General features: G+C 69.3%; 23 protein-coding genes and 2 tRNA genes. 9 read left to right on the top strand and 16 right to left on the bottom strand.

Annotated elements, in window-relative coordinates:
- The 5 genes from KY572_RS00415 to KY572_RS00435 all read right to left on the bottom strand — a co-directional run bounded on the left by KY572_RS00415 (position 1) and on the right by KY572_RS00435 (position 5376).
- Positions 1–309: a hypothetical protein gene (locus KY572_RS00415; protein ID WP_224240130.1), complete on the bottom strand. Its 309-nt coding sequence runs from the start codon at positions 307–309 to the stop codon at positions 1–3.
- On the bottom strand, positions 309–1298 hold the full coding sequence (locus KY572_RS00420) for a TadE/TadG family type IV pilus assembly protein (RefSeq protein WP_224240131.1): 990 nt from the start codon (positions 1296–1298) through the stop codon (positions 309–311). The genes KY572_RS00415 and KY572_RS00420 overlap by 1 nt, the downstream gene beginning before the upstream one ends.
- Positions 1298–2929, bottom strand: coding sequence for a pilus assembly protein (locus KY572_RS00425; protein ID WP_224240132.1), 1632 nt, complete (start codon positions 2927–2929; stop codon positions 1298–1300). The genes KY572_RS00420 and KY572_RS00425 overlap by 1 nt, the downstream gene beginning before the upstream one ends.
- A gap of 3 nt (positions 2930–2932) precedes the next feature.
- Positions 2933–3697, bottom strand: coding sequence for a TadE family protein (locus KY572_RS00430; RefSeq protein ID WP_224240133.1), 765 nt, complete (start codon positions 3695–3697; stop codon positions 2933–2935).
- Positions 3698–3930: 233 nt separating this feature from the next.
- The gene (locus KY572_RS00435) at positions 3931–5376 is read right to left on the bottom strand and encodes a sigma 54-interacting transcriptional regulator (RefSeq protein ID WP_224240134.1); all 1446 of its coding nucleotides are present in this window, start codon (positions 5374–5376) and stop codon (positions 3931–3933) included.
- Between the two features lie 77 nt (positions 5377–5453).
- On the opposite strand from KY572_RS00435, the gene KY572_RS00440 reads away from it, so the two are divergent.
- Positions 5454–6479: an ATP-grasp domain-containing protein gene (locus KY572_RS00440; RefSeq protein ID WP_224240135.1), complete on the top strand. Its 1026-nt coding sequence runs from the start codon at positions 5454–5456 to the stop codon at positions 6477–6479.
- Between the two features lie 126 nt (positions 6480–6605).
- Positions 6606–7283, top strand: coding sequence for a DsbA family oxidoreductase (locus KY572_RS00445; RefSeq protein ID WP_224240136.1), 678 nt, complete (start codon positions 6606–6608; stop codon positions 7281–7283).
- A 42-nt stretch (positions 7284–7325) separates the two neighbouring features.
- On the opposite strand, the gene KY572_RS00450 is transcribed toward KY572_RS00445, so the two are convergent.
- Entirely contained in the window at positions 7326–8270 is a 945-nt protein-coding gene (locus tag KY572_RS00450; RefSeq protein ID WP_224240137.1) for a hypothetical protein, read from the bottom strand.
- 256 nt (positions 8271–8526) lie between these two features.
- Between KY572_RS00450 and KY572_RS00455 the strand changes: the two genes are divergently transcribed.
- The 3 genes from KY572_RS00455 to KY572_RS00465 all read left to right on the top strand — a co-directional run bounded on the left by KY572_RS00455 (position 8527) and on the right by KY572_RS00465 (position 11817).
- The gene (locus tag KY572_RS00455; protein ID WP_224240138.1) at positions 8527–9690 is read left to right on the top strand and encodes a hypothetical protein; all 1164 of its coding nucleotides are present in this window, start codon (positions 8527–8529) and stop codon (positions 9688–9690) included.
- A 78-nt stretch (positions 9691–9768) separates the two neighbouring features.
- Positions 9769–10626 carry a carboxypeptidase regulatory-like domain-containing protein gene (locus tag KY572_RS00460; protein ID WP_224240139.1) on the top strand — a complete coding sequence of 286 codons (858 nt, stop codon included), beginning with the start codon at positions 9769–9771 and terminating at the stop codon, positions 10624–10626.
- Between the two features lie 81 nt (positions 10627–10707).
- Positions 10708–11817, top strand: a complete 1110-nt coding sequence (locus KY572_RS00465; protein ID WP_224240140.1) for an FAD-dependent oxidoreductase — start codon at positions 10708–10710, stop codon at positions 11815–11817.
- Between the two features lie 6 nt (positions 11818–11823).
- On the opposite strand, the gene KY572_RS00470 is transcribed toward KY572_RS00465, so the two are convergent.
- A complete protein-coding gene (locus KY572_RS00470) occupies positions 11824–12933 on the bottom strand; it encodes a TolB family protein (protein WP_224240141.1) in 1110 nt (369 codons plus the stop codon).
- Between the two features lie 4 nt (positions 12934–12937).
- Complete coding sequence (locus tag KY572_RS00475; protein ID WP_224240142.1) at positions 12938–14542, bottom strand: N-acetylmuramoyl-L-alanine amidase; 1605 nt, start codon at positions 14540–14542, stop codon at positions 12938–12940.
- Positions 14543–14946: 404 nt separating this feature from the next.
- On the opposite strand from KY572_RS00475, the gene KY572_RS00480 reads away from it, so the two are divergent.
- Positions 14947–15684, top strand: coding sequence for a metallophosphoesterase (locus tag KY572_RS00480; protein WP_224240143.1), 738 nt, complete (start codon positions 14947–14949; stop codon positions 15682–15684).
- An 83-nt stretch (positions 15685–15767) separates the two neighbouring features.
- The gene (locus KY572_RS00485; protein WP_224240144.1) at positions 15768–16349 is read left to right on the top strand and encodes a TIGR02265 family protein; all 582 of its coding nucleotides are present in this window, start codon (positions 15768–15770) and stop codon (positions 16347–16349) included.
- 32 nt (positions 16350–16381) lie between these two features.
- Here the strand turns inward: KY572_RS00485 and KY572_RS00490 are convergent, their stop codons facing one another.
- The 5 genes from KY572_RS00490 to KY572_RS00510 form a co-directional block, all read right to left on the bottom strand.
- The gene (locus KY572_RS00490; RefSeq protein ID WP_224240145.1) at positions 16382–17758 is read right to left on the bottom strand and encodes an SDR family NAD(P)-dependent oxidoreductase; all 1377 of its coding nucleotides are present in this window, start codon (positions 17756–17758) and stop codon (positions 16382–16384) included.
- 31 nt (positions 17759–17789) lie between these two features.
- Positions 17790–17864, bottom strand: a tRNA-Met gene (locus KY572_RS00495).
- Positions 17865–17926: 62 nt separating this feature from the next.
- Positions 17927–17999, bottom strand: a tRNA-Ser gene (locus KY572_RS00500).
- Between the two features lie 98 nt (positions 18000–18097).
- Positions 18098–18397 carry a cyclic-phosphate processing receiver domain-containing protein gene (locus tag KY572_RS00505; protein WP_224240146.1) on the bottom strand — a complete coding sequence of 100 codons (300 nt, stop codon included), beginning with the start codon at positions 18395–18397 and terminating at the stop codon, positions 18098–18100.
- Between the two features lie 150 nt (positions 18398–18547).
- Positions 18548–19483, bottom strand: a complete 936-nt coding sequence (locus KY572_RS00510) for a LysR family transcriptional regulator (protein ID WP_224240147.1) — start codon at positions 19481–19483, stop codon at positions 18548–18550.
- Between the two features lie 90 nt (positions 19484–19573).
- Here KY572_RS00510 and KY572_RS00515 point away from each other — a divergent pair, with 90 nt between their 5' ends.
- Complete coding sequence (locus KY572_RS00515; protein ID WP_224240148.1) at positions 19574–20506, top strand: DODA-type extradiol aromatic ring-opening family dioxygenase; 933 nt, start codon at positions 19574–19576, stop codon at positions 20504–20506.
- A gap of 44 nt (positions 20507–20550) precedes the next feature.
- On the opposite strand, the gene KY572_RS00520 is transcribed toward KY572_RS00515, so the two are convergent.
- Positions 20551–20748, bottom strand: coding sequence for a hypothetical protein (locus KY572_RS00520; protein ID WP_224240149.1), 198 nt, complete (start codon positions 20746–20748; stop codon positions 20551–20553).
- Positions 20749–20858: 110 nt separating this feature from the next.
- Between KY572_RS00520 and KY572_RS00525 the strand changes: the two genes are divergently transcribed.
- Positions 20859–21809 (top strand): ATP-grasp domain-containing protein, encoded by a 951-nt coding sequence (locus KY572_RS00525; RefSeq protein WP_224240150.1) that lies wholly within the window; start codon positions 20859–20861, stop codon positions 21807–21809.
- Between the two features lie 399 nt (positions 21810–22208).
- On the opposite strand, the gene KY572_RS00530 is transcribed toward KY572_RS00525, so the two are convergent.
- On the bottom strand, positions 22209–22460 hold the full coding sequence (locus tag KY572_RS00530) for a hypothetical protein (RefSeq protein WP_407659856.1): 252 nt from the start codon (positions 22458–22460) through the stop codon (positions 22209–22211).
- 149 nt (positions 22461–22609) lie between these two features.
- Positions 22610–23272 carry an HNH endonuclease family protein gene (locus KY572_RS00535; protein WP_224240151.1) on the bottom strand — a complete coding sequence of 221 codons (663 nt, stop codon included), beginning with the start codon at positions 23270–23272 and terminating at the stop codon, positions 22610–22612.
- Positions 23273–23274 lie beyond the last annotated feature (2 nt).

A 23274-nucleotide genomic window follows, 5' to 3' on the forward strand; every position in this document is an offset into this window, starting at 1 on the left:
CTAGTTGCGGCTCCGCTTCCTCTTGGCCGGCGCGTCCTTGCCCTCCTTGGTGGGGCAGCGATCGGCGCAGTTGCTCATGCTCTGCTCGAACTTGTTCTTGCAGCGCAGGGCGCAGGCCTGGAAGCTGCTGGCCTTGGTGGGGTCCCTCGCCTCGGGGCAGCGCTCCAGGCAGCTCTGCATCTCCAGGCCGGCGGAGGAGGCACAGTCGGCCTCGCACTTGCCCTGGTCCGCCAGGGCCGCGGGCGCGGCCAGCCCCAGGACGAGCATTCCCAGCAGCCGGGCGTGGACGAGAACACGGGTGCGTCGCATCAGTCGCAGTCCTTTCCGAGGAAGCAGTTCCCGTTGGCCCGGCGAGTCACGTAGGAGATGCCGTACGGGAAGGTGTCGATTCCGATGAGGGAGCCCGGCGAGGTGGTCCACATCTCGTTGCCCTTCAAGCCCATGATGCGGGGGAACTGGATGAAGTTGGTCTCCTCGTTGGCGGCGCTCATCCAGAACTGCTGCTCGTTGATGGGGGGCGGCATGGCCAGCACCGCCTCCGCCATGTAGTAGGAGCTCATGGGGATGAGCAGGGCCGAGGGCTCATAGGCGCCTCGCACCGCGGCGTAGAAGGGCAGGTTGGGACAGGGGATGTTGGCCATGTCCTGACCCAGCATGTTGCAGGGCAGGCTCTCCAGGCGGCCGGCCAGCCCCCAGTCATCCACCAGCATGGAGTAGCCCCCCTGGCAGACGCCGCCCACCGCGCGCCCGGCGGCGCACACGCGCAGGTTGGCGCCGGAGTTCTCCAGGTGCCGCTGCTGGTAGAGCGCGCCCGAGCCGTTGTCGAGGAAGGAGCGCGGGAAGCCGAACGCGGAGATGTCCGCGCCGGCCGTGCAGGTGGTGCCCTCGTTGTCGCGGTAGATGAGCGTCAGCAGCGGGAAGGAGCTGCGGAACTCGGGGCCATCGCCCATGTCGCAGTCGACGGTGAGGTTCTGCCCGCGGGTGAAGACCTGGGTGATGTTGCCGCCGACGTTGACGGAGGACAGGCCGTTGAAGTCCGCGTAGCGGGCCTCGGCGTTGTCGGCCGCGTCATCCATCGAGTCGCCGGCCTGCGAGTACGAGATGGGGATGATGTGCATGTCCCCAGCGGTGCCATCCCACAAGGCGGAGACGGCCGCCTCCTGCACCTTGAGCGAGAGGAAGCCCACCTCGGACAGGTAGATGCCGAAGGCGATGATGCTGACCAGCACCGTGACGCCGAGGGCCGTCTCCACCATCGCCTGGCCGCGAGCGCGGCGAACCGGGAACGAGGTCTTCATCAGTAACCCCCATAGCCCTGCTGGATGAGGGCATCGAAGGCAGCGCCGTACTCGCCGGCGCCCGAAGAGTTCAGGGCCCGGACCGCATCCTGCCGGGCATCATCGTCCACGTCCGGCGCGACGAGCGTGGCGCGCCAGTAGGGGTTGAGGAGGTTGGGCGGCTCGCTCCAGTGGTCGCCGCCGAGCACGGGGACGTTGATGGGCACGGCGCTGCCCCGGTGGTAGTAGGCCACGCCCGTCGAGAACCCCGTGGCGACGTTCTTCATCGGATCATTCAGGCTGGCGTCGAACGTGCCCGGGCTCGTGGGGGTGAACTGGAAGCTGTACTCGAGGTTCCAGGGGTCCGCCCCGCGCTGGCTGGAGTCGCGCTGGATGACGGCGAAGTTCTTGGGCTGGCCGAAGTTGTTGCCCTCGTCGGCCACCTGGAGCACGTTGTAGTCCAGGAAGGCGGGCCACACGCCCGGGCAGCTGGACGGGCCGCCGGTGCACGGCGTGAGGAAGTGGACGAAGGGGCTCTGGTCCTGGCCCCCCATCCACCTGTGCTGCGGCATCATGCCCGCCTTCAGGTCCACCTTGATCTGGTTGGGGCCCACGGAGCCGGGCATGACGGGCGGGCACGGCAGGCCGCCGCCATTGGCCATGTGCATGTAGAGCGTGAAGACGCTGCCCTCGTCATGCGCGGCGGCCGTGGGCGCGTAGGGAGGCAGCAGCCCCATGGGGCCGTTCTGGGTGAAGAAGGCGTTGCCCTCGCCGCTGTGGGGGATGGCGATGTCCGGCGCCCGGACGACGCGCAGCATGTTGATCAGGTGGGGCATGTCGTAGCTGCGCTTGGTGGTGAAGGTCCACCCGCGGCTGCCCATGGCGGCGTTGACGGAGTTGGCCACCGTGAGGGGCAGCGGATCACACACCGCGCCATCCCCCGTGCACACCGCGCCACCAGCCACCTCGTCCTTGGAGACGGAGCCACCCGCCGGGGGCGCCCTCCACTCGGCCCGGTTTCCGCCCTCGGAGACCTTGTCCAGGATGGGGTCGGCGAGCTCCTGTCCCTCCAGCTTGTCCTTCAGCCGGAGGAACACCTCCTGCTGCTCGGCGTACATGGCGAGCATGGCGATCTGCATGTAGAGCACCTCGCGCCCGGCCGCCGCGTCCATGCTCTTGAAGATCTTGTCGACGCGGGTGTCCTCCTTCTGCAGGGCGCTCTGCAGCTTCTTCAGGTCACTCACGCCCTTCTTGCCGCACTTGCACATCTTCGCGCACAGCTTGTTGGTCCACGCGCAGGGGCAGCCGATGTCCCTGTTGAGCTCATAGGGCCACTGGGAGTCCTTGAAGGACTTCTTCGCGCCGGCCAGGTACGAGCGGTAGAGCGTCGTCCAGCTGATGAGGCTCTGGGCGCCCAGTTGCGCCACGCCGTGGGCAATCTGCGCGCGGCTGAGCACGGCGATGTTGTTGAAGGTGCGCGCGGTGGCCACCGCGTTGGTGAAGGCCGTGGCGTCCGCCACCGTCTGCAGCTCGATGCGCTCACGCACCTTGACGGAGAACGAGAGCGTCATCACCACCATCAGAGAGACCAGCAGCAGGGTGAGGGCGAACAGCACCAGGGTCTGCCCACGCTGAGGAACGAGAGTGCGCATGGTTCACCAGGGACAGTTCATCGATGCGAAGCGGTTGGCCTTGGCAGGCGTCATCATTCGCATGGTGAAGGTGGTCTCGATGGGCAGGGTGTACTGCTGGCGCCCCACCCGGGACATCAGCTCGGAGGCCATGGCGCCCGGCAGGCTGAAGCCGTCCGGCGACTGCACCCAGGCGGCGTCCTTCTCCGCCAGCAGCAAGGGATTGGCCGCGTGGTACTCCTCCAGCCCCAGGCGCGCCAGGAACATGCGGCTGATCACCCAGTTGGCGAAGGGGACCTTCATGGGGAACCAGTAGACCATGCGCGTCTCGAGCCGCATGAGGTGCCCGGGGCTGTCGAAGCCGCGGTCCTGGGAGCCGGAGACGCTCCTCGCGTTGCCGCCCAGCTCGCGCATGATCCACACGATGCTGCCGTCATGGCCCCCGTCCGCGGCGGGCAGGAAGCGGTGGCCGTTGCGCTTGTACTCGCCGAAGGCGTTGGCCAGCTTCTCCGGACGGCTCGAGCCCGCGGTGCTGGCCCCCAGGAAGGAGCGGAACGAGGGCAGCAGCGCCAGCACCGCCGCGTCCTGCATCCGCATGCAGTCGCCGTGCGAGATGCTGCCGGCGCGCGTGGCCTGGAAGACGGCGTAGTGCGCCAGCACCCGCGCGTGAAACGCCAGGAACATCTGCATCGTGCCGAGAATGAGGAACACGACCAGCGGCAGCGTCAGCGCCGCCTCCACCGCGGCCTGCCCCGACTGGCTTCCACGTGTAGGACTCAAGGTATTCATCGGCCTGATCCCACGATCCGGCATCTCCGGGCGTCCCCGCCATCCGTCATCTTGACCGCGAGTGTGGGTCCCGTCTTTTTCTCCGTCACATCCATGTGACATGGCAGGTAGGTCCAGCTACCCACGGGTCCTTGCTGGGAAGACATCCCCCTACGGCGCGCCCTCTGTCAAAGAACCCACAGGGGCTCCGCGCCCCCTGCCCCGCCCAGGAGGCGAGCGGCGAGCAGCCAGGCTCAGCGCGGCTTCATCCCCTTGGCGTCGAGCTGGTACTTCTTCACCAGCCGCTCGATGGACTTGCGGTGCAGGCCGCTCTCTCGCGCGGCGCGGGAGAGGTTGCCCTCACACCGAGCGAGCACGCTGGTGACGTACTCGCGCTCGAAGTTCTCCAGCAGCTGCTCCTTGGCGTCCTTGAAGGAGAGGTGCTCGTTGAAGGGCAGCGGCCCCTCGCGGGCCTGGCCGCGCACGCGCGGGGGCAGGTGCGCCGGGAGGATCTCCTCACCTTCCGAGAAGGTGAGAACGTGGGAGAGCACGTTGACCAGCTCGCGCACGTTGCCCGGCCACGCGTAGGACATCAGCAGCCCCAGGGCCTCGGGGGAGAAGCGCTTGCGGCCGTGGCGCTCCACCACCTCGGGCTCGGCCAGCGCGCGCTTGAGGATGTTGGGGATGTCGTCGCGGCGCTGGCGCAGCGGCGGCAGGTGGATGTGGATGACGGAGAGGCGGAAGTACAGGTCCTCGCGGAAGTTGCCCGCGGCGATCTCCTTCACCAGGTCCCTGTTGGTGGCGGCCACCACGCGGCAGTCCACCTCGATGACGTCGTTGCCGCCCACGCGCCGCACCTCGCGGTTCTCCAGCACGCGCAGCAGCTTGGGCTGCAGGTCCAGGCGCAGCTCGCCCAGCTCGTCCAGGAAGATGGTGCCGCCGGCGGCGCGCTCGAAGGCGCCGGGCCGGCTGGACACCGCGCCGGTGAAGGCGCCCTTCTCGTGGCCGAACAGCTCGCTCTCGATGAGGTTGGGGGGAATGGCGCCACAGTCCAGCACCACCATGGGCCCGCGGCTGCGCAGCGACAGCTCGTGGATGGCGCGCGCCACCAGCTCCTTGCCGGTGCCCGTCTCGCCCTGGATGATGACCGACACGTCCATGGGGGCGATGCGCTTGATGAGCCCGAAGATCTGCCGCATCTTCACGCTCTGGCCCACCATGCCGCACAGCTCGCCCTCGCGGTCGGGCTCGATGGTCACCTCCTCGTCGATGGGCGAGAAGGTGATGACGCTGGAGCCGGCGCGAATCTGCGAGTTGGCCGAGAGGTAGGCGCGCTCGATGCGGCGGCCGTCCAGGAAGGTGCCGTTGGTGGAGTTGAGGTCCACCAGCAGGTAGCCGCGCTCGGTGTACTGGATCTCGAAGTGGTGGCGGCTGGCGGCGCGGTCCTCCACCAGCACCAGGTCATTCTGGGGGTGGGCGCCCACGCGCAGGCGCTCCTTGTCCGTCACGACGGCGCGGCCCTCGTCCGGCCCGGCGGAGACCTGGAGCCGGCACTTGTGGAGCTTGACGGTGGTGGCGGTGGCCACGCCGCCCAGCACCAGCGTGTGGCTGGGGGGCTCGCCGGTGGGATCGGCGCCGAACTCGGCGACCGGTCCTGGGTTGGTGCCTATCTCATCCGGGTGGGGGGCCTTGGTACTCATCGGCGGCGCAAGATAGCAAACAGACGCGTGAGATCCGCCTGGTTGCTGGCTGCTCGTGCTAGGCTTGCACGCTCTCCATGCCCCCCCGCAAGGCGAAGCCGAAGAAAGCGCGTGCCCCGGCGCAGCCCGCGGCACCCGCGAGTGAGCCCGTGCCTCCGGCCCGCGCCTCGCGGCGCCGCGCCAAGAAGACCGTGGTCATCCTCTCGCGCAAGCGCTCCTTGTACTCCACACGCCGACTGGTGGAGGCCATCAAGAAGCGCGGGCACCGTCCCCTGGTGCTGGACACGCTACGCTGCAGCATGATTCTGGCCAAGGGCCAGCCTCGGATGATGTACCGAGGGGTGGAGATTCGCGGCGTGGACGTGGTGATTCCCCGCATCGGCGCCTCCATCACCGCCTACGGGCTGGCCGTCGTCACCCACTTCGACATGATGGGCGTGCCGGTGGTGAACGCCGCGCAGTCCATCGCGCGCAGCCGGGACAAGCTGCGGTGTCTGCAGTACCTGTCACGGGCAGGGTTGGACATTCCACGCACGGTGATGGCGCACGACCGGAGCAACGTGCGCAAGCTGGTGGAGGAGGTGGGCGGGCTGCCGCTCATCATCAAGCTCATCCGGGGCACCCAGGGCGTCGGGGTGATGATTGCCCACACGCTGTCCGAGGTGCAGACCATCGTGGACACCTTCTGGGACCTGGGGCAGGAGATCGTCCTCCAGGAGTTCGTCGCCGAGAGCAAGGGGAAGGACGTGCGCGCGCTCGTGGTGGGCGAGCGGGTGGTGGGGGCGATGCGGCGGCAGGCGAAGAAGGAGGGCGAGTTCCGCTCCAACATCCACCGGGGCGGCGAGGGTCAACCCATCCAGCTGCCGCCCGCATATATCGAGGCGGCGGTGACGGCGGCGCGCATCATCGGCCTGGGCATCGCCGGGGTGGACATGCTGGAGGGCAACGAGGGGCCCCGGCTGATGGAAATCAACTCCAGCCCGGGCTTCGAGGGCCTGGAGGCGGCTACCCGTCAGGACATCGCCGGGGAGATGATTGACTACGCGCTGGCCTTCGCCGAGAGCAGACAGGCGGCCGAGCGGAGCCAGCGCCGGGTCAGTTGAGGTGCTGAAGGGGTGGCGGGCATCCGAGCCCTCCACTTGGTGGATCCTTCGGGAATGAGCGTAGCCGCCGAATGTCAGGAGGGGATTGGCATCGGCGGATCGCCCCTCTAATCTGGGCGCCTCCGAATGAGAGCCCTGCTGCCCAAGCCGCTGCAGATTACCGTCTACCAGGATGTGCTGTGCGCCTGGTGCTACCTCGCCGACCTCCGCCTGGAGGTCCTCCGCAAGGAGTTTGGCGACACCGTGCGGTGGCGCGTCCGCCCCTACCCGCTGCGTATCCAGGACACACGCCCCACGGAGCGAGAGCTTCGTGGTCTGTCCGAGGAAGTGCAGCGCGCGCGGGAGGAACCCGAACCCGTGGCGCGCCTGCTGACGCCGGACCTGTGGCTGGGCGGAGATCCTCCGCGCTCGAGCCTCCCGGGACTGGCGGCGCTGGAGGCCGCGCGGCTCCAGGGTCCGCAGGCGCGGACGTACCTGGCCAGGGCCATGCAGCGCGCGGCGCTCGAGCAGGGCGTGAACGTGGCGCGCACGGATGTGGTGTTCGAGCTGGCCAGTCGCGTGGGCCTGGCGATGAACGACTTCTCCGCGGCGTTCAACTCGGAGGAGACGCGCCGGCTCATCCTCGACGAGCACCGGCTGGCCGCGGGGCGCGGCGTGCGCGGCGTGCCCACCCTCGTCATCGCCGGCCGGTGGATGGTCTGCGGCCTGCGGGACGTGGCCGAGTACCGCGAGCACATCCTCACCTGCATGGGGAAGCTGGCGGCGTCGCGCTCGGGTGGTTCGTCCGAGCGCATCGTCCACTGAGGTGAGCCTCGAGGTGAGGCCGCGGCAGCCCGCGGCCCCCGCTCAGCTCCCGCGCTCCACGTCCGCGCCATTGCGCAGGGCGAGGTAGAGGCCGCCCAGCAGCAGGTAGGTGAGACCGGAGGCGGGGAGCACGCCCACGCAGCACGCCATCACACCCAACATGGCCACCAGGCCTCCCACGAGGCTCACGCCCATGATGGAGAGCCGCTCGCCGCGCGCGTACGCGTAGCAGTTGCGGATCATCTGCGTGGCCGAAGGCTCCTCGTCGTTGTAGGCGATCTCCGCCTGGAGCAGGTACAGCGGGATGGTGAAGTAGATGAGCGGGAAGAGGGCCAGCACGCCCACGCCGATGGCGATGGGCAGCGCCGCGTCCCAGCCGATGGCGTAGCCCAGGCCGGCGACGATGCCCGCGAGCGCGCCGATGGGCACGCCGACCATGAGCACGACGATCAGCATGGCCAGGAGGTAGGTGCCCGTCTTGTGGACCTGGCTGAAGAGCCTGCCGATGTCGAGCTTGTTGCCATTGAGCACGTCGAACACCATCCGCATCAGGCCGAGGCCCAGGATGCCCTGCACCGCCTGCTGCAGCACCGTGCTGATGATGGTGAAGAGGACGGAGAGCGCGGTGTTGTCCAGCGCTTCGCCGATGGTCGGCAGCAGGCCACCGACGAGCTGCACGGCGAAGAGGATGCCGAAGAAGGCGAGCATCGCCACGCCGAGCATCAGCCAGTCGCGCTTGAAGATCTCGAAGCAGTAGTCCCACAGCGCGCTGAACGTCCAGTTGTCGCGGTCGAGCGGGAAGCGATACTCCATGCCCAGGCGCTGCTGGCATGCGGGGCAGAGCGTCTGCGCGCCCCCCTCGGCGCACATGGAGCACATGAAGCTGCCGCACCGCGTGCAGGTGCGCGTCGCGGACTGCTCCGGGTGGATGGCGCACCGCGCGCCTGCCAGGCCGTAGCCCATGCCGCCAAGGTTCGAGTCGGTCATCGTCCCCCCATCCTGCCTGCCGGACGAGGACTGTTCGAGTCCCGACCGCGTAAGCCGCCCATTTTCCAGGGCCTGGCATGTGGGCTCAGCACTCCGAGGACGACCGGCCTCTCGCCGGGTCCGTGTAGGCGGGAGAGACACACGGGCCGGTGATCGGTTTTCGGGGGCTTGAATTTCTTTCCGATCTGCTCGTCTGCTCGAATGTCTACGCAAGACCCGAACGGGCCGGCGTGTTCTGGCCTGGGAGACTCCTCACATGCGTCACCTACTCACACTCCTCACGCCGCTGGCCCTGGTGGCAGGCACTGGCTGCGTCGTCACGCCGTACCACGGTCACACGCGCACCTATCGGACGGTGGAGGTGACGCAGTACCGCTTCACCGGCCCGCACCCCTTCGACAACGGCGACGGGTGGTGCCTCGAGGAGTTCGACCACGTTCACGACTACGCGCCGAACGTGCAGTACTACACGTACACGAACAACGTGTACCGGTACCGGGGCCCCACGGTGGTCTGGTACACGGACTACCACCCGATTCCCGCCGGCGGACACTGCGGCCTCCACGGCCGGCACTCCCACGACTACTACCCGCGGCGGTATGACGGCTGGACCTACTCCTGGGACCGCGGCCGCTCGGGCTACGTGTACAGCAACCCGCGCTACACGCACGGCGCCTCGCCCGCCTCGGGCTACTCGCAGCCGGCGCCCACCTACCCCTCGCGTCCGGCCTACCAGCCGCCCAGCCACAACGGTGGCTACAGCAACGGCAACAGCGGCAGCGGCTACCGCCCGCCTCCGGGTGGCGTAGGCCACGGCTCCTCGTCTCCGGGCAACGGCGGCGGCTGGGGCAACCCTCCTCCGAGCGGCGGCGGCTACAACCCTCCTCCTCCGAGCGGCGGCGGCTACAACCCTCCTCCTCCGAGCGGCGGCGGCCAGACGCCGGGCACCGGTGGCGGCAATAACGGTGGTGGCAACGGTGGCGGCTACGGCCATGGCGGTGGCAACGGTGGTGGCAATAACGGTGGGGGCTGGGGCAACGGCGGCGGCAACCACGGCGGTGGCAACGGCGGCGGCAACCACGGCGGTGGCAACGGCGGCGGCAACGGTGGTGGCAACGGTGGCGGCTATCGCGGTGGCAACGGTGGCGGCGGTGGCTACCGGGGCGGCAGCAGCAGCAGCAGCGACAGCAACAGCGGCGGCGGCTGGGGCAACAGCGGTGGCAGCAGCAGCAGCAGCAGCAGCGGCGGTGGTTACCGGGGTGGCAGCAGCAGCAGCAGCGACGGCAACAGCGGCGGCTGGGGCAACAGCGGTGGCGGCAGCCGGGGCAGCAGCGGTGGTCGTCCGCCCCCGTCCGGCTCCAGCGGCTCGTCTCCCCGCAGCGGCTCGTCCCGCTCGGGCTCGGGCTCCAGCGGCTGGTAGCGGATCGTCCGCAACGGGACGGTCTCCCGCGGGGTGGATTGCCTCCCCGCGGGTGCATGGAAATCTTGGCGAGCAGTCATGAAGTCCTCGTGCCTGCTCGCTTGTTGTGCCCTCCTCGGGCTGAACGTCGTCGCCTGTGGTCCTGGCTCCATGCCGGATCCGGGGACGCGCACCGAGAACGCCCAGATCGTCGATCTGGACAACCTCCTCATCACCGTGAATGGCCGGGCGGAGCTGCTGCCCGAAGCCGCGCGGTGGCTGGCTGAACAAGGACAGCCGCCTGCTTCCCTCGCGGGACTTCCCCTCGTCATCGAGGAGCCCCTGCGTGTGGGAGTGAACGATGCGAGCGCCACCTTCGGCGCCGGCACGCTCGGCGAGGACGACGGGTTCTCCATCTCGGATGTCCAGGTGAAGGACATCCACCTGAGCCTCTCGGCGGGCGTCCTGCACGAGAGCCTGGCGCGAAGCTCCACCATCATCTTCGACACCGCCTTCACCGGCGCGCGTCCACGCACGGACGTCATCGACGCCCGTGTCTGGGCGCTGCCTGTGGCCTTCCATGACGCGCTCACCCGCGCCGTGGGCGAGGAGGCCGTGCTGGCCCACACCGAGGGCCGCGCGCGGACGCTGCAGGAGGCGGGCTTCGTGCTGGGCCGCGTGGTGGATGCCAGGGGCCAGCCCGTGTCGGGGGCCCGCGTGCGGCTCGAGCGGGGCGACCTGGCCGATCGGCTCTACTACCCCAGCGAGGACCTGTCCCGCGCGGGCCAGGAGGGCACCAGCGCCAACGGGCTCTTCCTCTATGTCCACTCGGGCGCGGAGGTGGAGACGTTCCGCCTGAGCATCCACGGCTCGGAGGACTACGTGTGGCGCAACGCGGGTGCCATGCCCGGCCACGGCCTGGTCCTCTCGCTCTTCCCGGGCACCATCGCTCCGTAGGCGGCTGGACGCGCCCAGCCGCGGCGGGAGGCGCTGAAGCCAGGTGCCACCCGAAGGCGAGGGCGTGCTAGCAGTGCCTTCATGAAGCGGCTGGTCCTCGTAGGCCCCGGGCATGCCCACCTCTATGTACTGGAGGCCCTGGCGCGTGCGCCGCTGCCCGACGTGGAGACGGTGCTCGTGTCGCTCGGGACTCGGCAGCTCTACAGCGGCATGCTGCCGGGCTGGATCGCCGGAGACCATGCGCTGGAGCAGCTCTCCTTCGAGCTGGAGGGGCTCGCGCGGGCCGCGAAGGCGCGGCTGGAGCCGAGCGGCGCGCTGGCGCTGAGGGCGGATCAGCGTGAGCTCCAGCTCGGGGATGGCCGCGTGCTCGGCTATGACGTGGCAAGCTTCGACATCGGCTCGCTCCCCGCGGGCACCGAGCTGCCCGGCGTGAAGGAGCATGCCCTGGTGCTCAAGCCGCTGGAGCGAGCGCTCGCGGTGCTCTCCGAGGCGAGCCAACCCTTGGGCCCCCTGCTCGTGGTGGGCGGCGGGGCCGCGGGCGTGGAGCTGGCCCTGTGCCTCCAGGCGCGCACCCGACGCCCTACCCTGCTCCTCGAGCGCGGAGAGGAAGTTCCCCGCGGCGCATCGCGTGCCGCCCGGCGCCTCATTCGCGGGCTGCTGGCACAGCGCGGGGTGGAGCTGCGGACCGGTGCGGCCCTGGCCTCCCTGGAGCCCGGCTCCGCACGCCTGGAGTCCGGCGAGTCCCTGCCGTTCACCACCTGCGTGTGGGCCACGGGGGCCCGCGCACCGGAGCTCTTCGCCCCGAGCGGCGCGGCGGTGGACGCGCAAGGCTACCTCGCGGTGGAGGACACGCTGCGCAGCCCCTCGCACCCGGAGCTGTTCGCCGCCGGAGACTGCGCGGGCTTCATCAGCGGCCAGCGCGTGCCCAAGGCCGGGGTGTACGCGGTGCGCCAGGGGCCGGTGCTCAGCGCCAACCTGCGCGCGGCCCTCACGGGCGAAGGCGCCCTGCGGCCCTACCATGCGCAGGCCGGCTTCCTCTCCCTCATGAACGCCGGAGACGGGACGGCGGTGGCCGCCTGGAAGGGGCTCGCCTTCCACGGCCGGGCCATGTGGCACCTCAAGGACGCCATCGACCGGCGCTTCATGGCGCGCTTCCAGCGGCTCGCGGGACAGCGCTCGGAAGCGCGCTGAGCCGACTCACCGGGGAGAGGCAATCCACCGCGGCAGCCAGTCCGCGCCCTTCGCCGTGGTGAGGCGCGTCTGCCCGCTGCCGTCCGCGCGCATCAGCCACAGGTCCGTGTCTCCGTTCCGCTCCGCCACGAAGACCAGGTACTTCCCGTCCGGGCTCCACGCGGGCTCGTCGTCCCGCGTCTTCCCATCCGTGAGCGCCACCGGCTCGCCGCCCGCCACGCTGGCCACCCAGATGCGGCTCTTCGCATCTGGCAGCCGCTCCACGTAGGCCACCTTCTGGCCGTCCGGGCTCCATGCCAGCTCGCGCTCGTCGCTCTGGGAGGCCGTGCCCGACACCGCGCGCAGCCCCGTCCCATCCGGGCGCACCAGGAAGAACCGCTCGCGCCCCTCGCGGTTGCTGATGAACGAGAGCCACTTCCCATCCGGGCTCCAGCGCGGCTCGCGATCCTCCTTGTGGAAGGCGGTGATGCGGCGCTCGCCCGTCCCATCCGCGCGCATCACGTAGATCTCCGGGTCCCCCTCGCGGCTGGACACGAAGGCGATCTCACTCCCATCGGGAGAGACCGACGGCTCGAAGCAGCCCTCGCGCACCGACGTCAGCGGCTTCTCCTCCACGCCGGGCCTGGGCTCCATCCGCACCAGGTCGCTGAAGCTCTTCGCGTCCGACTCGGCCACGAGCCAGCGCCCGTCCGGGGACCAGCTCGCGTTGCGAGCGCGCGCCCGAGGCGTGTTGAGCGGCACCGGCGCCGAGCCATCCAGCGGCTGCAGCCGCAGCTGCTCCAGGTGGAGCCCGTCCACCGTGCGCGTGGCGATCGTCAGCAGCGCCTTGCCGTCGGGAGCCGGCGCCGCGGTGAAGTCGTCCTCCTCGGGGCTCTTCGTGAGCTGCGTCTCCTCCCCCGTCGGCTTCACCAGCCAGATGTCCTTCTGCGTCGCCCGCTCGGAGATGAAGGCGATGACGCCAGGGATGGCCCGCCGCTCCTCCTCGGACAGCGGACCGACGCCGGTCGTCCCACGGCCACACTTCCCCGCGGGACAGCCGACGCACAGCAGGGCGAGCGCGGCACACAGCCGCGCCCACCACGGCCAGGGACGATGAGGTTCGAGGCCCTGGCTCATCTGGCTACCGGACGCGGATGGCGTCGGCGACGACCTGAGCGCCGGCCGTCGTCCAACGGCTCACCTGCACCTTGTTCCAGCCCGCGGAGAAGCTGTAGGTGCCCAGCGTGTTCCACTTGCCGCCATTGAGCTGCTGGTTCACGTTCACCGTGGCCAGCTTGGTACCCGCCGCGTTGTACACGATGAAGGGCGTCGTCGTGGAGCGGTCCGTACCCGCCGTCCACCAGGCGTCGATCGTCTTGGTCGCCGCCGCCGACAGATAGAACGAGAAGGTCACCGGATCCGAAACAGCCTGCGTGGGCGCCACGAAGTAGCCCGTGCCGTAGTAGCCCGCCACGTTCGTGGACGAGGTCCAGTTGGCCGACACCGTCTCGATCTTCCCCTTGCTGGTGTCATTGTTGGCGTTGTTGCTGTCGATGATCAGGCCGGTTGTCGTGTTGCCGCAGGCCGAGTTGATCTTGCTGATGTAGCTGGACCACGGCCAGTTCGGACCCGGGTCCGTGCGGCTGGCCGGCTGCAGCCGCCCGTGCGCCACGATGTGGAAGCTGTCCATCGGGATGCCCTGGCCCTTCGCGATGTCGCAGGACAGCCGGGCCGAGGAGTCGATCTGCGCGGCCGGGAACGTCGTCTGGCTGGCGAAGCCGCCGTGCTCGATGCCCACCGAGAAGTGGTTCACCGACGTGCCGTTGAGCCCGCAGGAGACGCTGCCGTTGAGGCTGCAGTCATACGTGGCTCCCACGTGCCAGGCGCGGTTCGCCTCGTTCACGAGCTGGGACACCTCGCCCCCCTCGCTCACCACGTAGTGCGCCGACACACCCGACGCCGAGTTCGTCAGCCAGCTCCAGCAGCTGGAGTAGCTGCCCTCGCAGGTGTGGATGACGATCATCGAGATGTCGGTGCCCGCCGGGCGCGCGTTGTAGTTGGGCGAGGGGCGCCAGATAGCGCCGGGGTAGTCCACCGCCAGGGCGTGCAGCGAGGGCGCCGCGAACTTCGCCTCCACCGGCGTGGGCATGATGGACGCGGTCACCTTGCCGTCCGCGCCCTCGGCCACCACGCCGCTGCGCAGCGTGGCGTACACCTGCTTGTGGATGTACTCGGCCTGCGCGTCCGTGTTGTCGATGCCGCTCAGCCGCACCACCGCCGGGGCCCAGGCGCCCAGGTCCGCGCGGTCCACCTTCAGCTCGTCGGCATGGGCGGACAGCAGCGCCGCGGCCGCGCGGATGTTCTCCGCCGCGTCGTTGCGCACCTGCTCGGCGGAGACACCCGCCAGCGCCGCGCCGCGCTCGAGCGCCTCGCCACGCAGGGCCATCACGCCGTGAGCGGCCGGCATGCCGTCGAACTCCACCTCGCCGTGCACCATCTGCCAGCGCGTCTCATTGAAGGAGATGGCCTTGAGCAGGTCGGTCGGGACGTTGAACTCACGGGCCGCCGCATCGAAGAGCGGATCCAGCTGGCCGGTGGAGCCGCGGTTGAGGACGTCCTGCGCCGAGTCGATGGCGCTGGAGGGGGTCTGCGCGGGCTCGGGGGACTCGGGGCTCTGCTGGGGACCACAGGCCGCCAGAGACAGGGCCGCGGTGGCGGTCACGAGCGCTTTGCGCAACGTGTACATGGATGCTCCTTCGGAGGGGGGATATGCGCTACGTCGGCGAGCCCTCATCGACGAGGGCGCCGGCGGGGTCCGCATAGCAGCCTCCGTGCCAACGCCTCTTCCCTCGGAGCTTCAGCCTTCACAGCGGGCAAAGTGGAGCATCCATGCTCCATCCTACATCCGAAGTTTGAAAAGCGAGTTTCGCCCCACGGCTCCAACCCCTTGTTTCCACGGGAGAAAACAGCTCCGTTCGGCACGCCTGCCAGGCTGACTCGAATGAGAGCGGAGGGGATGTCTCATTTGACCTGCTTTGAGTCGCTCTCCGGCAAAGCATGTTTTGATGGATTCGCAATAATCGCATGTATCTAGAGGGCTCGGCGTTCAGGGGGGCCGACATCGGTGGCGGGCTTGGGTATGAGGGTGGCATGCGCCTCTTCGCCATCGGCGACACCCACCTGCCCTCCACCCGGAACAAGGACATGCACCGCTTCGGCTGGGCGGAGCATCCCCTGCCGCTGCAGCGCGCCTGGGATGAGAAGGTGCGCCCCGAGGACGTCGTCATCGTCGCCGGAGACATCTCCTGGGCCACGCGGCCGCCGGAGGTGCTGGAGGACCTGAAGTGGCTGGACGCGCGGCCCGGACGCAAGGTGCTGGTGCGCGGCAACCATGACTACTGGTGGGGAGACTCGGCGTCCAAGCTGCGCAAGCTGCTGGAGCCCTTCAAGACGCTGGAGGGCTTCGTGCAGAACAGCGCGGTGGTGATGGGGCCGTGGCTCATCGCCGGCTCGCGGCTGTGGACGGCGCCCGAGGCTCCGCCCATGCCCGGCGGAGAGATGGGCGACGAGCCCGTGGACGCCGGCTACGTGGAGCGCGAGGTCAACCGGCTCAAGCTCTCCTTCGAGGACGCGATGAAGAAGGAGAAGGCGAGCCCCACGCCACTCACACGCGTCGTCGCGGTGCACTTCCCCCCGCTGTACGCCAACGAGAAGGCCACCGCCTTCAGCGAGCCCATCGAGGCCTTCCAGCCCAAGGTGTGCGTCTACGGCCACCTGCACGCCGAGGGCATCGCCGCGGGCTTCACCGGCATGCGCGCCGGGGTGCGTTACGTGCTCGCTTCTTGTGACGCCGCAAAGTTCTCGCCTGTCTTGCTCGACGAGATGTGAGGGCTGTACCTGCATTCCATGTTTTGTCTCAGCGGCTCTACAATTCCCCCACTGCCAGCAGTCGGGAAGGCAGAGGGTGATACATGCCGGCGAACAAGGCTGATCTTCTGGCTCGCCTCACGGCCGTTCATCCCGGGGACAACGCCCTGGGGCTGTTCTTCACGACGGTGTTCCACCTGGTCGAGCAGCAGGCCGGGCCCGCGGCGCTGACGAAGCTGCGCACGGGCGAGCTGGCGAAGGACTACTCCGAGCTGCGCATGTACCCGGTGAAGGACTTCCTCCACCTGCTCTTCAGCGTGGCGGATCTGCTCGAGCCGCGGCTGGGCTCTCCGGAGGCGGTGTTCCGCGCGTGTGGCGAGACCAGCGTCACCCGCTACAACTCGGGCCCGGGGCGCTTCCTGTTCAACGTGCTGGCCCGGGGCGACCCGCACAAGCTCTTCTCCATGGCGCAGGTGGGCTACAACACGGCCGTCACCTACGGGCGCCGCGAGTACCAGGTCATCAGCCCCAAGTCCGGCGTGCTGCGCGCCAACGGGGACATGATCCCTCCGGCATACCACGAGGGCATCCTCATCGGCTCGCTGAAGCTGCTCAACGTGCAGGGCCGGGCGCGGGCGCGCGTGCAGGGCATCGACCGCGTGGAGTACGACATCACCTGGAACTGAGGCGGCGGGCCGTGCGCTGCTTCCAGCGCTCCTCACCAGGGAGCGCTCCGGTAGTCCTTGATGAAGTGGCCGTGGACCGGCTGCCCGCGGATTCCCTGCACGATGGGATCGTACAGACGCGCGGCGCCGTCCACGGAGTCCAGCGGCGGAGTGAAGCCGCCGGCCTCCATGCGCTCGCGCTTCTCGTGCGGGTTCTCGTTGGTGAACCAGCCCGTGTCCACGCTGTTCATGTAGATGCCGTCGCGCGCGTAGTCCGCCGCCGAGGTGCGCGTCATCATGTTGAGCGCCGCCTTGGCCATGTTGGTGTGCGGGTGGAAGACCGTCTTGCCCTCGCGCTGGAACTGCCCCTCCGCCGCGGAGACGTTGACGATGTAGCGGTCCGCCCACGGCGAGCGCAGCAGCAGCGGCTTGAGCCGGCTGTTGAGCAGGAACGGCGCCATGGCGTTGACGCACTGGACCTCGAGCAGCTCCACCGGGGGCACCTCGTCCAGGCGCAGCACCCAGCTGTTGCTCGGGCGCGGGTCCTCGAGGTTCCCGTCGGCGCGCTCCTTCAGGAATGCACCGAGCGGCTCCGGGGCCAGGGCTCCCTCCGGGAGGGCGAGCAGCCTCGAGTGGCGGGCGACTTCCGAGGGCAGCTCGCGCACCCGGCCGAGCGCGGCGGCGGGCAGGGTGCGCGCCAGCTCCTGTTCCCGCTGATGGAGCGCGGTGTCCTGCTCGGCGGTGGAGCGCAGCGTCTGGGCGGCGTTGTTGACGAGGATGTCCAGGTGCGACTCGGTGGCGAGCAGGTGCTCGGTGAAGGCGACCACGCCCGGCAGGAAGCGCAGATCCAGCCCGTGGAGGACGAGCCGCTCCCGCCACTGCTCGAAGTCGGGCTCCTGGGCGTAGCGCCGGGCGGCGTCTCGGGGGTAGCGCGAGAGGACATGGACGTGCGCCCCATCCCTCAGCAGCTTGAGCGCGAGCTGGAAGCCCACCTTCACCCGGCCTCCGGTGATCAGGGCGCGACGGCCCTCCAGGGAGACCCGCTGCGTGCGCTTGTCCTCGTGGAAGCGCGCGCACTCGGGACAGAGCGAGAGGTAGAAGGGGTGCAGCCGGGTATAGCGCCCCTTGCAGCCGTAGCAGTGGCGCGTGCGCAGGAGCTCCTGGGTGGAAGGCTCCACGGAGGCGGACAGGCTGCGCACGCCGGCCACCTCGCTCCGAGCGCTCGCGAGCGTCTCCATGAGAGAGCGGTCCGCCTGCCGGGAGGCCACGTCACGCTGACGGCGGCGGCGCTTCTTGGACTCGCGATGGACGTGCGAGGCGGCGTCCTCGACAGCGCAGCGGGTCGGATGATCGGCCGGGAGCTTCACGATGGCGCGCAGCACCGCGAGGCACCGGGCCACGTCCGCTTCCGTCGGCTCCTGTATGGCCATCCTCCAGCCCTCCTGAAGAAGCGCTCGGGGCAGAGACTGGCCGGATTCGAACCGGCGTCCTTCGGTATTATGAGTACCGACGCGTCGGCCACTGCGCTACAGCCCCTGCCCGAGCACTTCCTGGCTACCGCCTCGACAGGGGAAGCGCAACGGGGGGAGTGCCTGGGCGGAAACCGACGGGATTCGAACCCGTGTCCTCCTGATTAGCAGTCAGGCGCGTCGGCCACTGCGCTACGACTCCCGCCCAGGCTCCTTCTCATTACCGCCTCGGAGTGCCGAGCGCAAAGCCCGGTGCAGCACGACGCCCGTCTCCTTCTCCAGAACCGCTGCCGAGCCCCGCTACCTTCGTTGTCGAAGGAACCGCTCGATCCGCTCGACCGCCAGCTCCATCTTCCGCCGGGCCGAAGCGTTCGCCGAATGGATGGAGATGCGCGGAGGGACGAAGCCGCGTGTCGCCACTGCCTCTTCGATCCAGCACAGGACGTCGTACCCCGTGCCGTGGAGATCGTCTCCCAGGTCGTGATCGAGGCTGATGTCCGTCACCTGGCCGGTCTGCAGCAGCGCGATGGCATCCTCCGGCCACCTCGCCGCCACCCATCCGGCGGGGGTCGCCCGCTCATCGTCGAGGTAGACCTTCATGTCCTCGCACCAGGAAAGCGCACGTGGAGCTCCGTGCGGAGGCGCTCGAAGGTCGGGAAGGGATTCGCGAAGAAGCCCTCTCTCAAAAGGTCGACGTCCGCGGCTCCGCTCATGGTCCGCCCCGTGAAGAGGTGGGCTGCGGCGGCGATGCTAGCGCAATCCCCCTCGGGGGCGGACCTCCCTGGGGGGTGTCGTGTCCATCTTGGACGACAGGGGGTGGGTGGCCACGAAGTCGAGCAGGAAGTCCCGAAAGGCCGCCACCTTCCTCGGGACACGCTCGGCGCGCGGGTGCACGAAGAAGAGGCTCCCGCCATGCTGCGCCCACCTTGGCAGCACCCGGATGAGCCGTCCCGAGGTGACATCCTGTCGCGCGAGGAAGGTCGGCAGGACCCCCATGCCCAGCCCCTCGCGGATCGACCGGTGCGCGAACATCAGGTCGTCCGTCACCAGCCGGGGCTTGCTCGGCGCGCTCAGCGGAGGTGGCACCTTCATCCGGTGGACCAGCACCCAGTCATGCGTGCCGGTGTCCTCGGGGGCTCGCGGCTGGCCCCTGCGTGCCACGTAGGTCGGCGCGGCATACAGGCCCATGTCCACCGCGCTCACCTTCCGGGCCACCAGCGTCGAGTCCGGGAGCGGGCCCGACACCCGGAGCGCGACATCGAACCCCTCGGCCACGAGGTCGACCCGCCTGTTCGCCAGTCGGATGTCCAGGGTGACCGCGGGGTAGCGCGCCGAGAACCGGGCGGAGAGCATCGGCAGGAAGGTGAGGCCCATGTCCACCGGCGCGGTGACCCTCAGCTCGCCCGAGGGCTCCGCCTCCTGCTCCGGGAGGCTCCCCGTCAGCGCTCGCAGCGAGGCGACGAGCGGGCGCGCCCTCTCATAGAAGGCGGTGCCCGCGGTGGTGAGCGCCACGCTGCGGGTGGTGCGGTGGAACAGCTGCACGCCCAGCGAGGCCTCGAGCCCCGCCACGCCCCGGCTCACCGAGGACTTCGGCAGCCCCAGCTTCCGGGCAGCCGCTGACATGCTCGCCGTCTCCGCGACCGTCACGAAGAGGGGCAGGAGGTTCAGGTCCGGCGTTCCAGGCATGGAACGCAGTTATGCCAGAAGTCCCCCTAGTGCGAGCCCTGCAACACCTGCATGATCCACGGGACTGAGCATCCGTACCGGAGACGCACCATGAGCAACGAGCACGATGAAGGACTCACGCGCCGCCAGGCCATCGGCGTGGGGCTCGTGGGCGCCGCGAGCCTCGCCGCGCTGCCCGCCGCCACGGCCGCCTCATCGGACGAGCGCCGCAAAGCTGGCTCCCAGGAGCGGATGCCCGTCGTCTTCATGCCGCACGGCGGTGGCCCCTGGCCCTTCGTCGAGCTCGGCTTCGACAAGAACGACTGCGACGCGCTCGCCGACTACCTGCGCTCGGTGCGCGCGCTGCCGAAGACGCCGCCCAAGGCGCTGCTCGTCGTCTCCGCGCACTGGGAGGAGCCGGTGCCCACGGTCATGACGGCCGAGCGCCCGCCCATGTACTACGACTACTACGGCTTCCCGCCCGAGTCCTACCAGCTCACCTGGCCCGCCCCGGGTCAGCCGAAGCTCGCGGCGCGGGTGCAGGAGCTGCTCGGCGCGGCGGGCTTCCAGACGGCCATGGACTCCAAGCGCGGCTTCGACCATGGGACGTTCGTCCCCCTCAAGCTCACCTACCCCAACGCGGACGTGCCCACGGTGCAGCTGTCGCTCAAGCAGGGGCTCGATCCGGAGGAGCACCTGGCGATGGGCCGCGCGCTCGCACCGCTGCGAGACGAGGGGGTGTTCATCGTCGGCAGCGGCATGACGTTCCACAACCTGCGCGCCTTCCGCGACCCGCGCGCCCCCGAGATCGCCGAGGCCTTCGATGGCTGGCTGCGCGAGGCCGCCACGCTCGACGCCCCGGAGCGCGACCGGCGGCTCACGCAGTGGTCTCGCGCCCCCGCGGCGCGGCTGGCCCACCCGCGCGAGGAGCACCTGCTGCCCCTGATGGTCATCGCCGGCGCGGCGGGGGCCGATCGGGGCACCACGGCCTACAGCGGGAAGTTCATGGGCGTGCGGCTCTCCGCGTACCACTTCGGCGCATAGAAGCGCGCCGCATGTAGGACACTCTCCTCCACCAGGAGCCCGGCTCAGCGGCCGTGCTTGCCGCCCTCTTCGGCCAGCCCCATCGTGGTGACGGCCTTCTTGGGGCCATGCGTCCCGCTCTCCTCGCCCACCGCCATGCTGGTGATGGGCTTGGGCTTGGGCTTGCCGTGCGCGGGCTTCTCCTCGAGCTCGACGGGCAGCTCGTACCGGATGAAGGACGAGCCTCTTCGGTGAGCCGTCATGTTTCCTCCAGAAGGGGTGGGGGCTGGGTTGCCACCCACCCATCTATACGCGGAAGGTGAGTCCTGCTTGCCTGCGAGGGAAGTCTTCATCCTCGAGGGGGGGAGGGACCATGCGAATCGGCATCTTCGGAGACAGCGGCGATCCACAGTGCGCCGCGGTGGCTCGCGAGGCGGCGGCGCTCGGCGCGGACACGCTGTACGTGGACAGCCGCGCGCTCGACGAGGGCCTCCCCCTCTCCATGCTGGACGGGCAGACCTTCTACCTGGGCAAGCCGGTGGATGACGTGAGGGGCTTCTACGTGCGCTCCGTCCCCGCGCCCTACGTGCCGGCGATGCGCAAGGACGACACGCTGGTGCTCTACGAGGACTGGTTCACCACCTTCACCCAGACGCGCGAGCGGGCGTCCTACTTCCTGGCGTGGCTGCTGCAGCTGTCGCACCGGGGCGCCACGCTGGTCAACGGCCCGCACGCGGCCAGCGTGATGCAGTTCAAGCCCTACCAGCTCCACGCGCTGCGCAGCCTGGGGGCCAAGGTGCCGCGCACGCTCATCTCGAATGATCCGGCGGCCATCCGCGCCTTCCACGCGGAGGTGAAGGACGTCATCTACAAGCCGGTGCTGGGCGGCGCCATCACCCGGGCGCTGGACGCCGAGGCGCTGGAGCGGCTGGACGCGGTGACGGCCTCGCCGGTCATCTTCCAGGAGCGCGTGCCGGGGGACGACTTGCGGGTGATGCTGGTGGGCGATGAGCTCGTCTCGTGCGTGGCCATCGAGACGCCCAGCCAGCACCTCGACTTCCGGGACGACCCCGTCTACAGCAGCGGCGAGGCGCAGTACCGCGAGGTGGTGCTGCCCGAGCCCGTCCAGCGCTTCTGCCGCGCGGCGGCCAAGGCGTGCGGGCTGGTGTTCGCGGGCATCGACCTCAAGCAGCGCGGCAAGGACTTCGTGTTCCTGGAGCTGAACAGCTCGCCCATCTACATGGACGTGGAGCAGAAGCTGGGCCACCGCATCAGCCGGGCCATCGCGCGCCGGGTGGTAGAGGGCGCGCGCGCCGTCCGGTAGGCCAACATGCTTCAGGGAGGAAGCCCGGGGTGCAGCGAGTGGTGCAGCCGTGACTGGAGGCACAGCTCGAGCGCCGCAGGCACGGAGCCACGGAACTGGGAGCCACAGGTCGCGGGTCCCTCGCTGCGGGGCGGGTCCCCCCGTTGGGACGGGTCCGCCCGCCCCGGCGTCCCGCTCTCCCCTGTTACCTTCCCCGTCTACCGCTGGCGATACGTCTCAACCTGAGCGGTGCCCTGAGCAGGTCCGGAACCCCGTGTCCAGTGCACTCTCCTGCCGGGCGCACTTTGCCCTTACTGGTCTGCTTGTCATACCAGTTGGTACCGGTCCGCGGACAGGGCGCCTCCCTGGCCAGACCGCTCCCCTGACGCAGGCGCCTCCCTCTCGTGTGCAGGAACTCCTTCAGACCTGATCACGCGGTCGCCGATGACGAGCCGAGCGCGAAGAGATCCGAGCGTGAATCCACCCGGCCGCCCAGGAGCATTTCCGGCCGATGAGATGGCTCAGGTCGATCGCCCGGTGGACGATGCCCAGCGGATTGCCCTTTTCCTCCTTCGCCGTGTGCGCGTGCTCAAGGGCGCTCGCGACCGCCGCGCCGACGTACAGCGTGAAGAAGGGCGAGAACCAGCGGTCGAGTCCGATAGCGAGCCCCATCAGGTCACCCAGATCCTGCCCCTGCGGAGGGCCCGCTCTGCCCGATGGCCTTCGCGGCAGCGGCAGACCAAGAGCCAGTGGCTCGTCGAGCCAACACAGGAGCCGGTAGCGGCAACACCTTCAACCCTTCCCGCTGAGGCCTGTCCCCTTCAGAGCCACGTCTTGATGTCGGCGTACTTGTCGAGGAGGTCGAGCATCTCCGCCTTGATGAATGTCGCCGCCGAGGCTCCAGTCGCCACCTCGATGAACCTCGCGAAGACACTCGCGAAGGGAGAGCGGCAGATGGTGCGCTGCACCTCGAGCGCACGCCGCCAGTCGCCTTCCTCGCACGCCTCGTCATAGTGGCGCAGCATCGCCGGAATCCGGATCCATGCGTCGCGGCGGCCTTTCTCCAGGATGTCGCGGTGAAGGCCGAAGACAGCGATGCTCTGTTCGCCCTTCGGCGTCCGAGCCACGTACTCACCGGTCCTCAGCGAGAGCGCGAGATGAGTCCTCGGGTCCTCCACGGTGGGATCGATGAGCAGCGGAGCCCCTGCCTCATCACGCGGGAACTTCTCTCGCTTGTGGTTGCTGTTACAGCCGCTGCATGCGAGCAGGTAGTTGGTCCAGGAGAACGCCTTCTCGGGGTACTCGGACTTGGGCCAGAAGTGTTCGATGTCCGTGCCCGCGCTGTCCTCGCAGTACATGTTGCGACCAGCGATAACCGTCCAGCCCGCGTAGCGTCCATCTGGCCGACGCATGTCCAGCTCGATGCCCAGGTCTCCCGAGCGGAACCCTCGGATGTTCTCGATCTGGATCCTGCTCAGGTACATGC

It is taken from the genome of Hyalangium gracile (assembly GCF_020103725.1).
GTDB classification, from domain to species: Bacteria; Myxococcota; Myxococcia; order Myxococcales; family Myxococcaceae; genus Hyalangium; species Hyalangium gracile.

Bases quoted from the DNA above. Each gene is read 5' to 3' on its own strand.
- KY572_RS00520 (WP_224240149.1), bottom strand. From the start codon at position 20,748: ATGACGGCTCACCGAAGAGGCTCGTCCTTCATCCGGTACGAGCTGCCC.
- KY572_RS00490 (WP_224240145.1), bottom strand. From the start codon at position 17,758: ATGGCCATACAGGAGCCGACGGAAGCGGACGTGGCCCGGTGCCTCGCG.
- KY572_RS00525 (WP_224240150.1), top strand. From the start codon at position 20,859: ATGCGAATCGGCATCTTCGGAGACAGCGGCGATCCACAGTGCGCCGCG.
- KY572_RS00455 (WP_224240138.1), top strand. From the start codon at position 8,527: ATGCGTCACCTACTCACACTCCTCACGCCGCTGGCCCTGGTGGCAGGC.
- KY572_RS00515 (WP_224240148.1), top strand. From the start codon at position 19,574: ATGAGCAACGAGCACGATGAAGGACTCACGCGCCGCCAGGCCATCGGC.
- KY572_RS00535 (WP_224240151.1), bottom strand. From the start codon at position 23,272: ATGTACCTGAGCAGGATCCAGATCGAGAACATCCGAGGGTTCCGCTCG.
- KY572_RS00465 (WP_224240140.1), top strand. From the start codon at position 10,708: ATGAAGCGGCTGGTCCTCGTAGGCCCCGGGCATGCCCACCTCTATGTA.
- KY572_RS00460 (WP_224240139.1), top strand. From the start codon at position 9,769: ATGAAGTCCTCGTGCCTGCTCGCTTGTTGTGCCCTCCTCGGGCTGAAC.
- KY572_RS00430 (WP_224240133.1), bottom strand. From the start codon at position 3,697: ATGAATACCTTGAGTCCTACACGTGGAAGCCAGTCGGGGCAGGCCGCG.
- KY572_RS00505 (WP_224240146.1), bottom strand. From the start codon at position 18,397: ATGAAGGTCTACCTCGACGATGAGCGGGCGACCCCCGCCGGATGGGTG.
- KY572_RS00435 (WP_224240134.1), bottom strand. From the start codon at position 5,376: ATGAGTACCAAGGCCCCCCACCCGGATGAGATAGGCACCAACCCAGGA.
- KY572_RS00415 (WP_224240130.1), bottom strand. From the start codon at position 309: ATGCGACGCACCCGTGTTCTCGTCCACGCCCGGCTGCTGGGAATGCTC.
- KY572_RS00440 (WP_224240135.1), top strand. From the start codon at position 5,454: ATGCCCCCCCGCAAGGCGAAGCCGAAGAAAGCGCGTGCCCCGGCGCAG.
- KY572_RS00425 (WP_224240132.1), bottom strand. From the start codon at position 2,929: ATGCGCACTCTCGTTCCTCAGCGTGGGCAGACCCTGGTGCTGTTCGCC.
- KY572_RS00470 (WP_224240141.1), bottom strand. From the start codon at position 12,933: ATGAGCCAGGGCCTCGAACCTCATCGTCCCTGGCCGTGGTGGGCGCGG.
- KY572_RS00420 (WP_224240131.1), bottom strand. From the start codon at position 1,298: ATGAAGACCTCGTTCCCGGTTCGCCGCGCTCGCGGCCAGGCGATGGTG.
- KY572_RS00510 (WP_224240147.1), bottom strand. From the start codon at position 19,483: ATGCCTGGAACGCCGGACCTGAACCTCCTGCCCCTCTTCGTGACGGTC.
- KY572_RS00475 (WP_224240142.1), bottom strand. From the start codon at position 14,542: ATGTACACGTTGCGCAAAGCGCTCGTGACCGCCACCGCGGCCCTGTCT.
- KY572_RS00450 (WP_224240137.1), bottom strand. From the start codon at position 8,270: ATGACCGACTCGAACCTTGGCGGCATGGGCTACGGCCTGGCAGGCGCG.
- KY572_RS00480 (WP_224240143.1), top strand. From the start codon at position 14,947: ATGCGCCTCTTCGCCATCGGCGACACCCACCTGCCCTCCACCCGGAAC.
- KY572_RS00445 (WP_224240136.1), top strand. From the start codon at position 6,606: ATGAGAGCCCTGCTGCCCAAGCCGCTGCAGATTACCGTCTACCAGGAT.
- KY572_RS00530 (WP_407659856.1), bottom strand. From the start codon at position 22,460: ATGGGGCTCGCTATCGGACTCGACCGCTGGTTCTCGCCCTTCTTCACG.
- KY572_RS00485 (WP_224240144.1), top strand. From the start codon at position 15,768: ATGCCGGCGAACAAGGCTGATCTTCTGGCTCGCCTCACGGCCGTTCAT.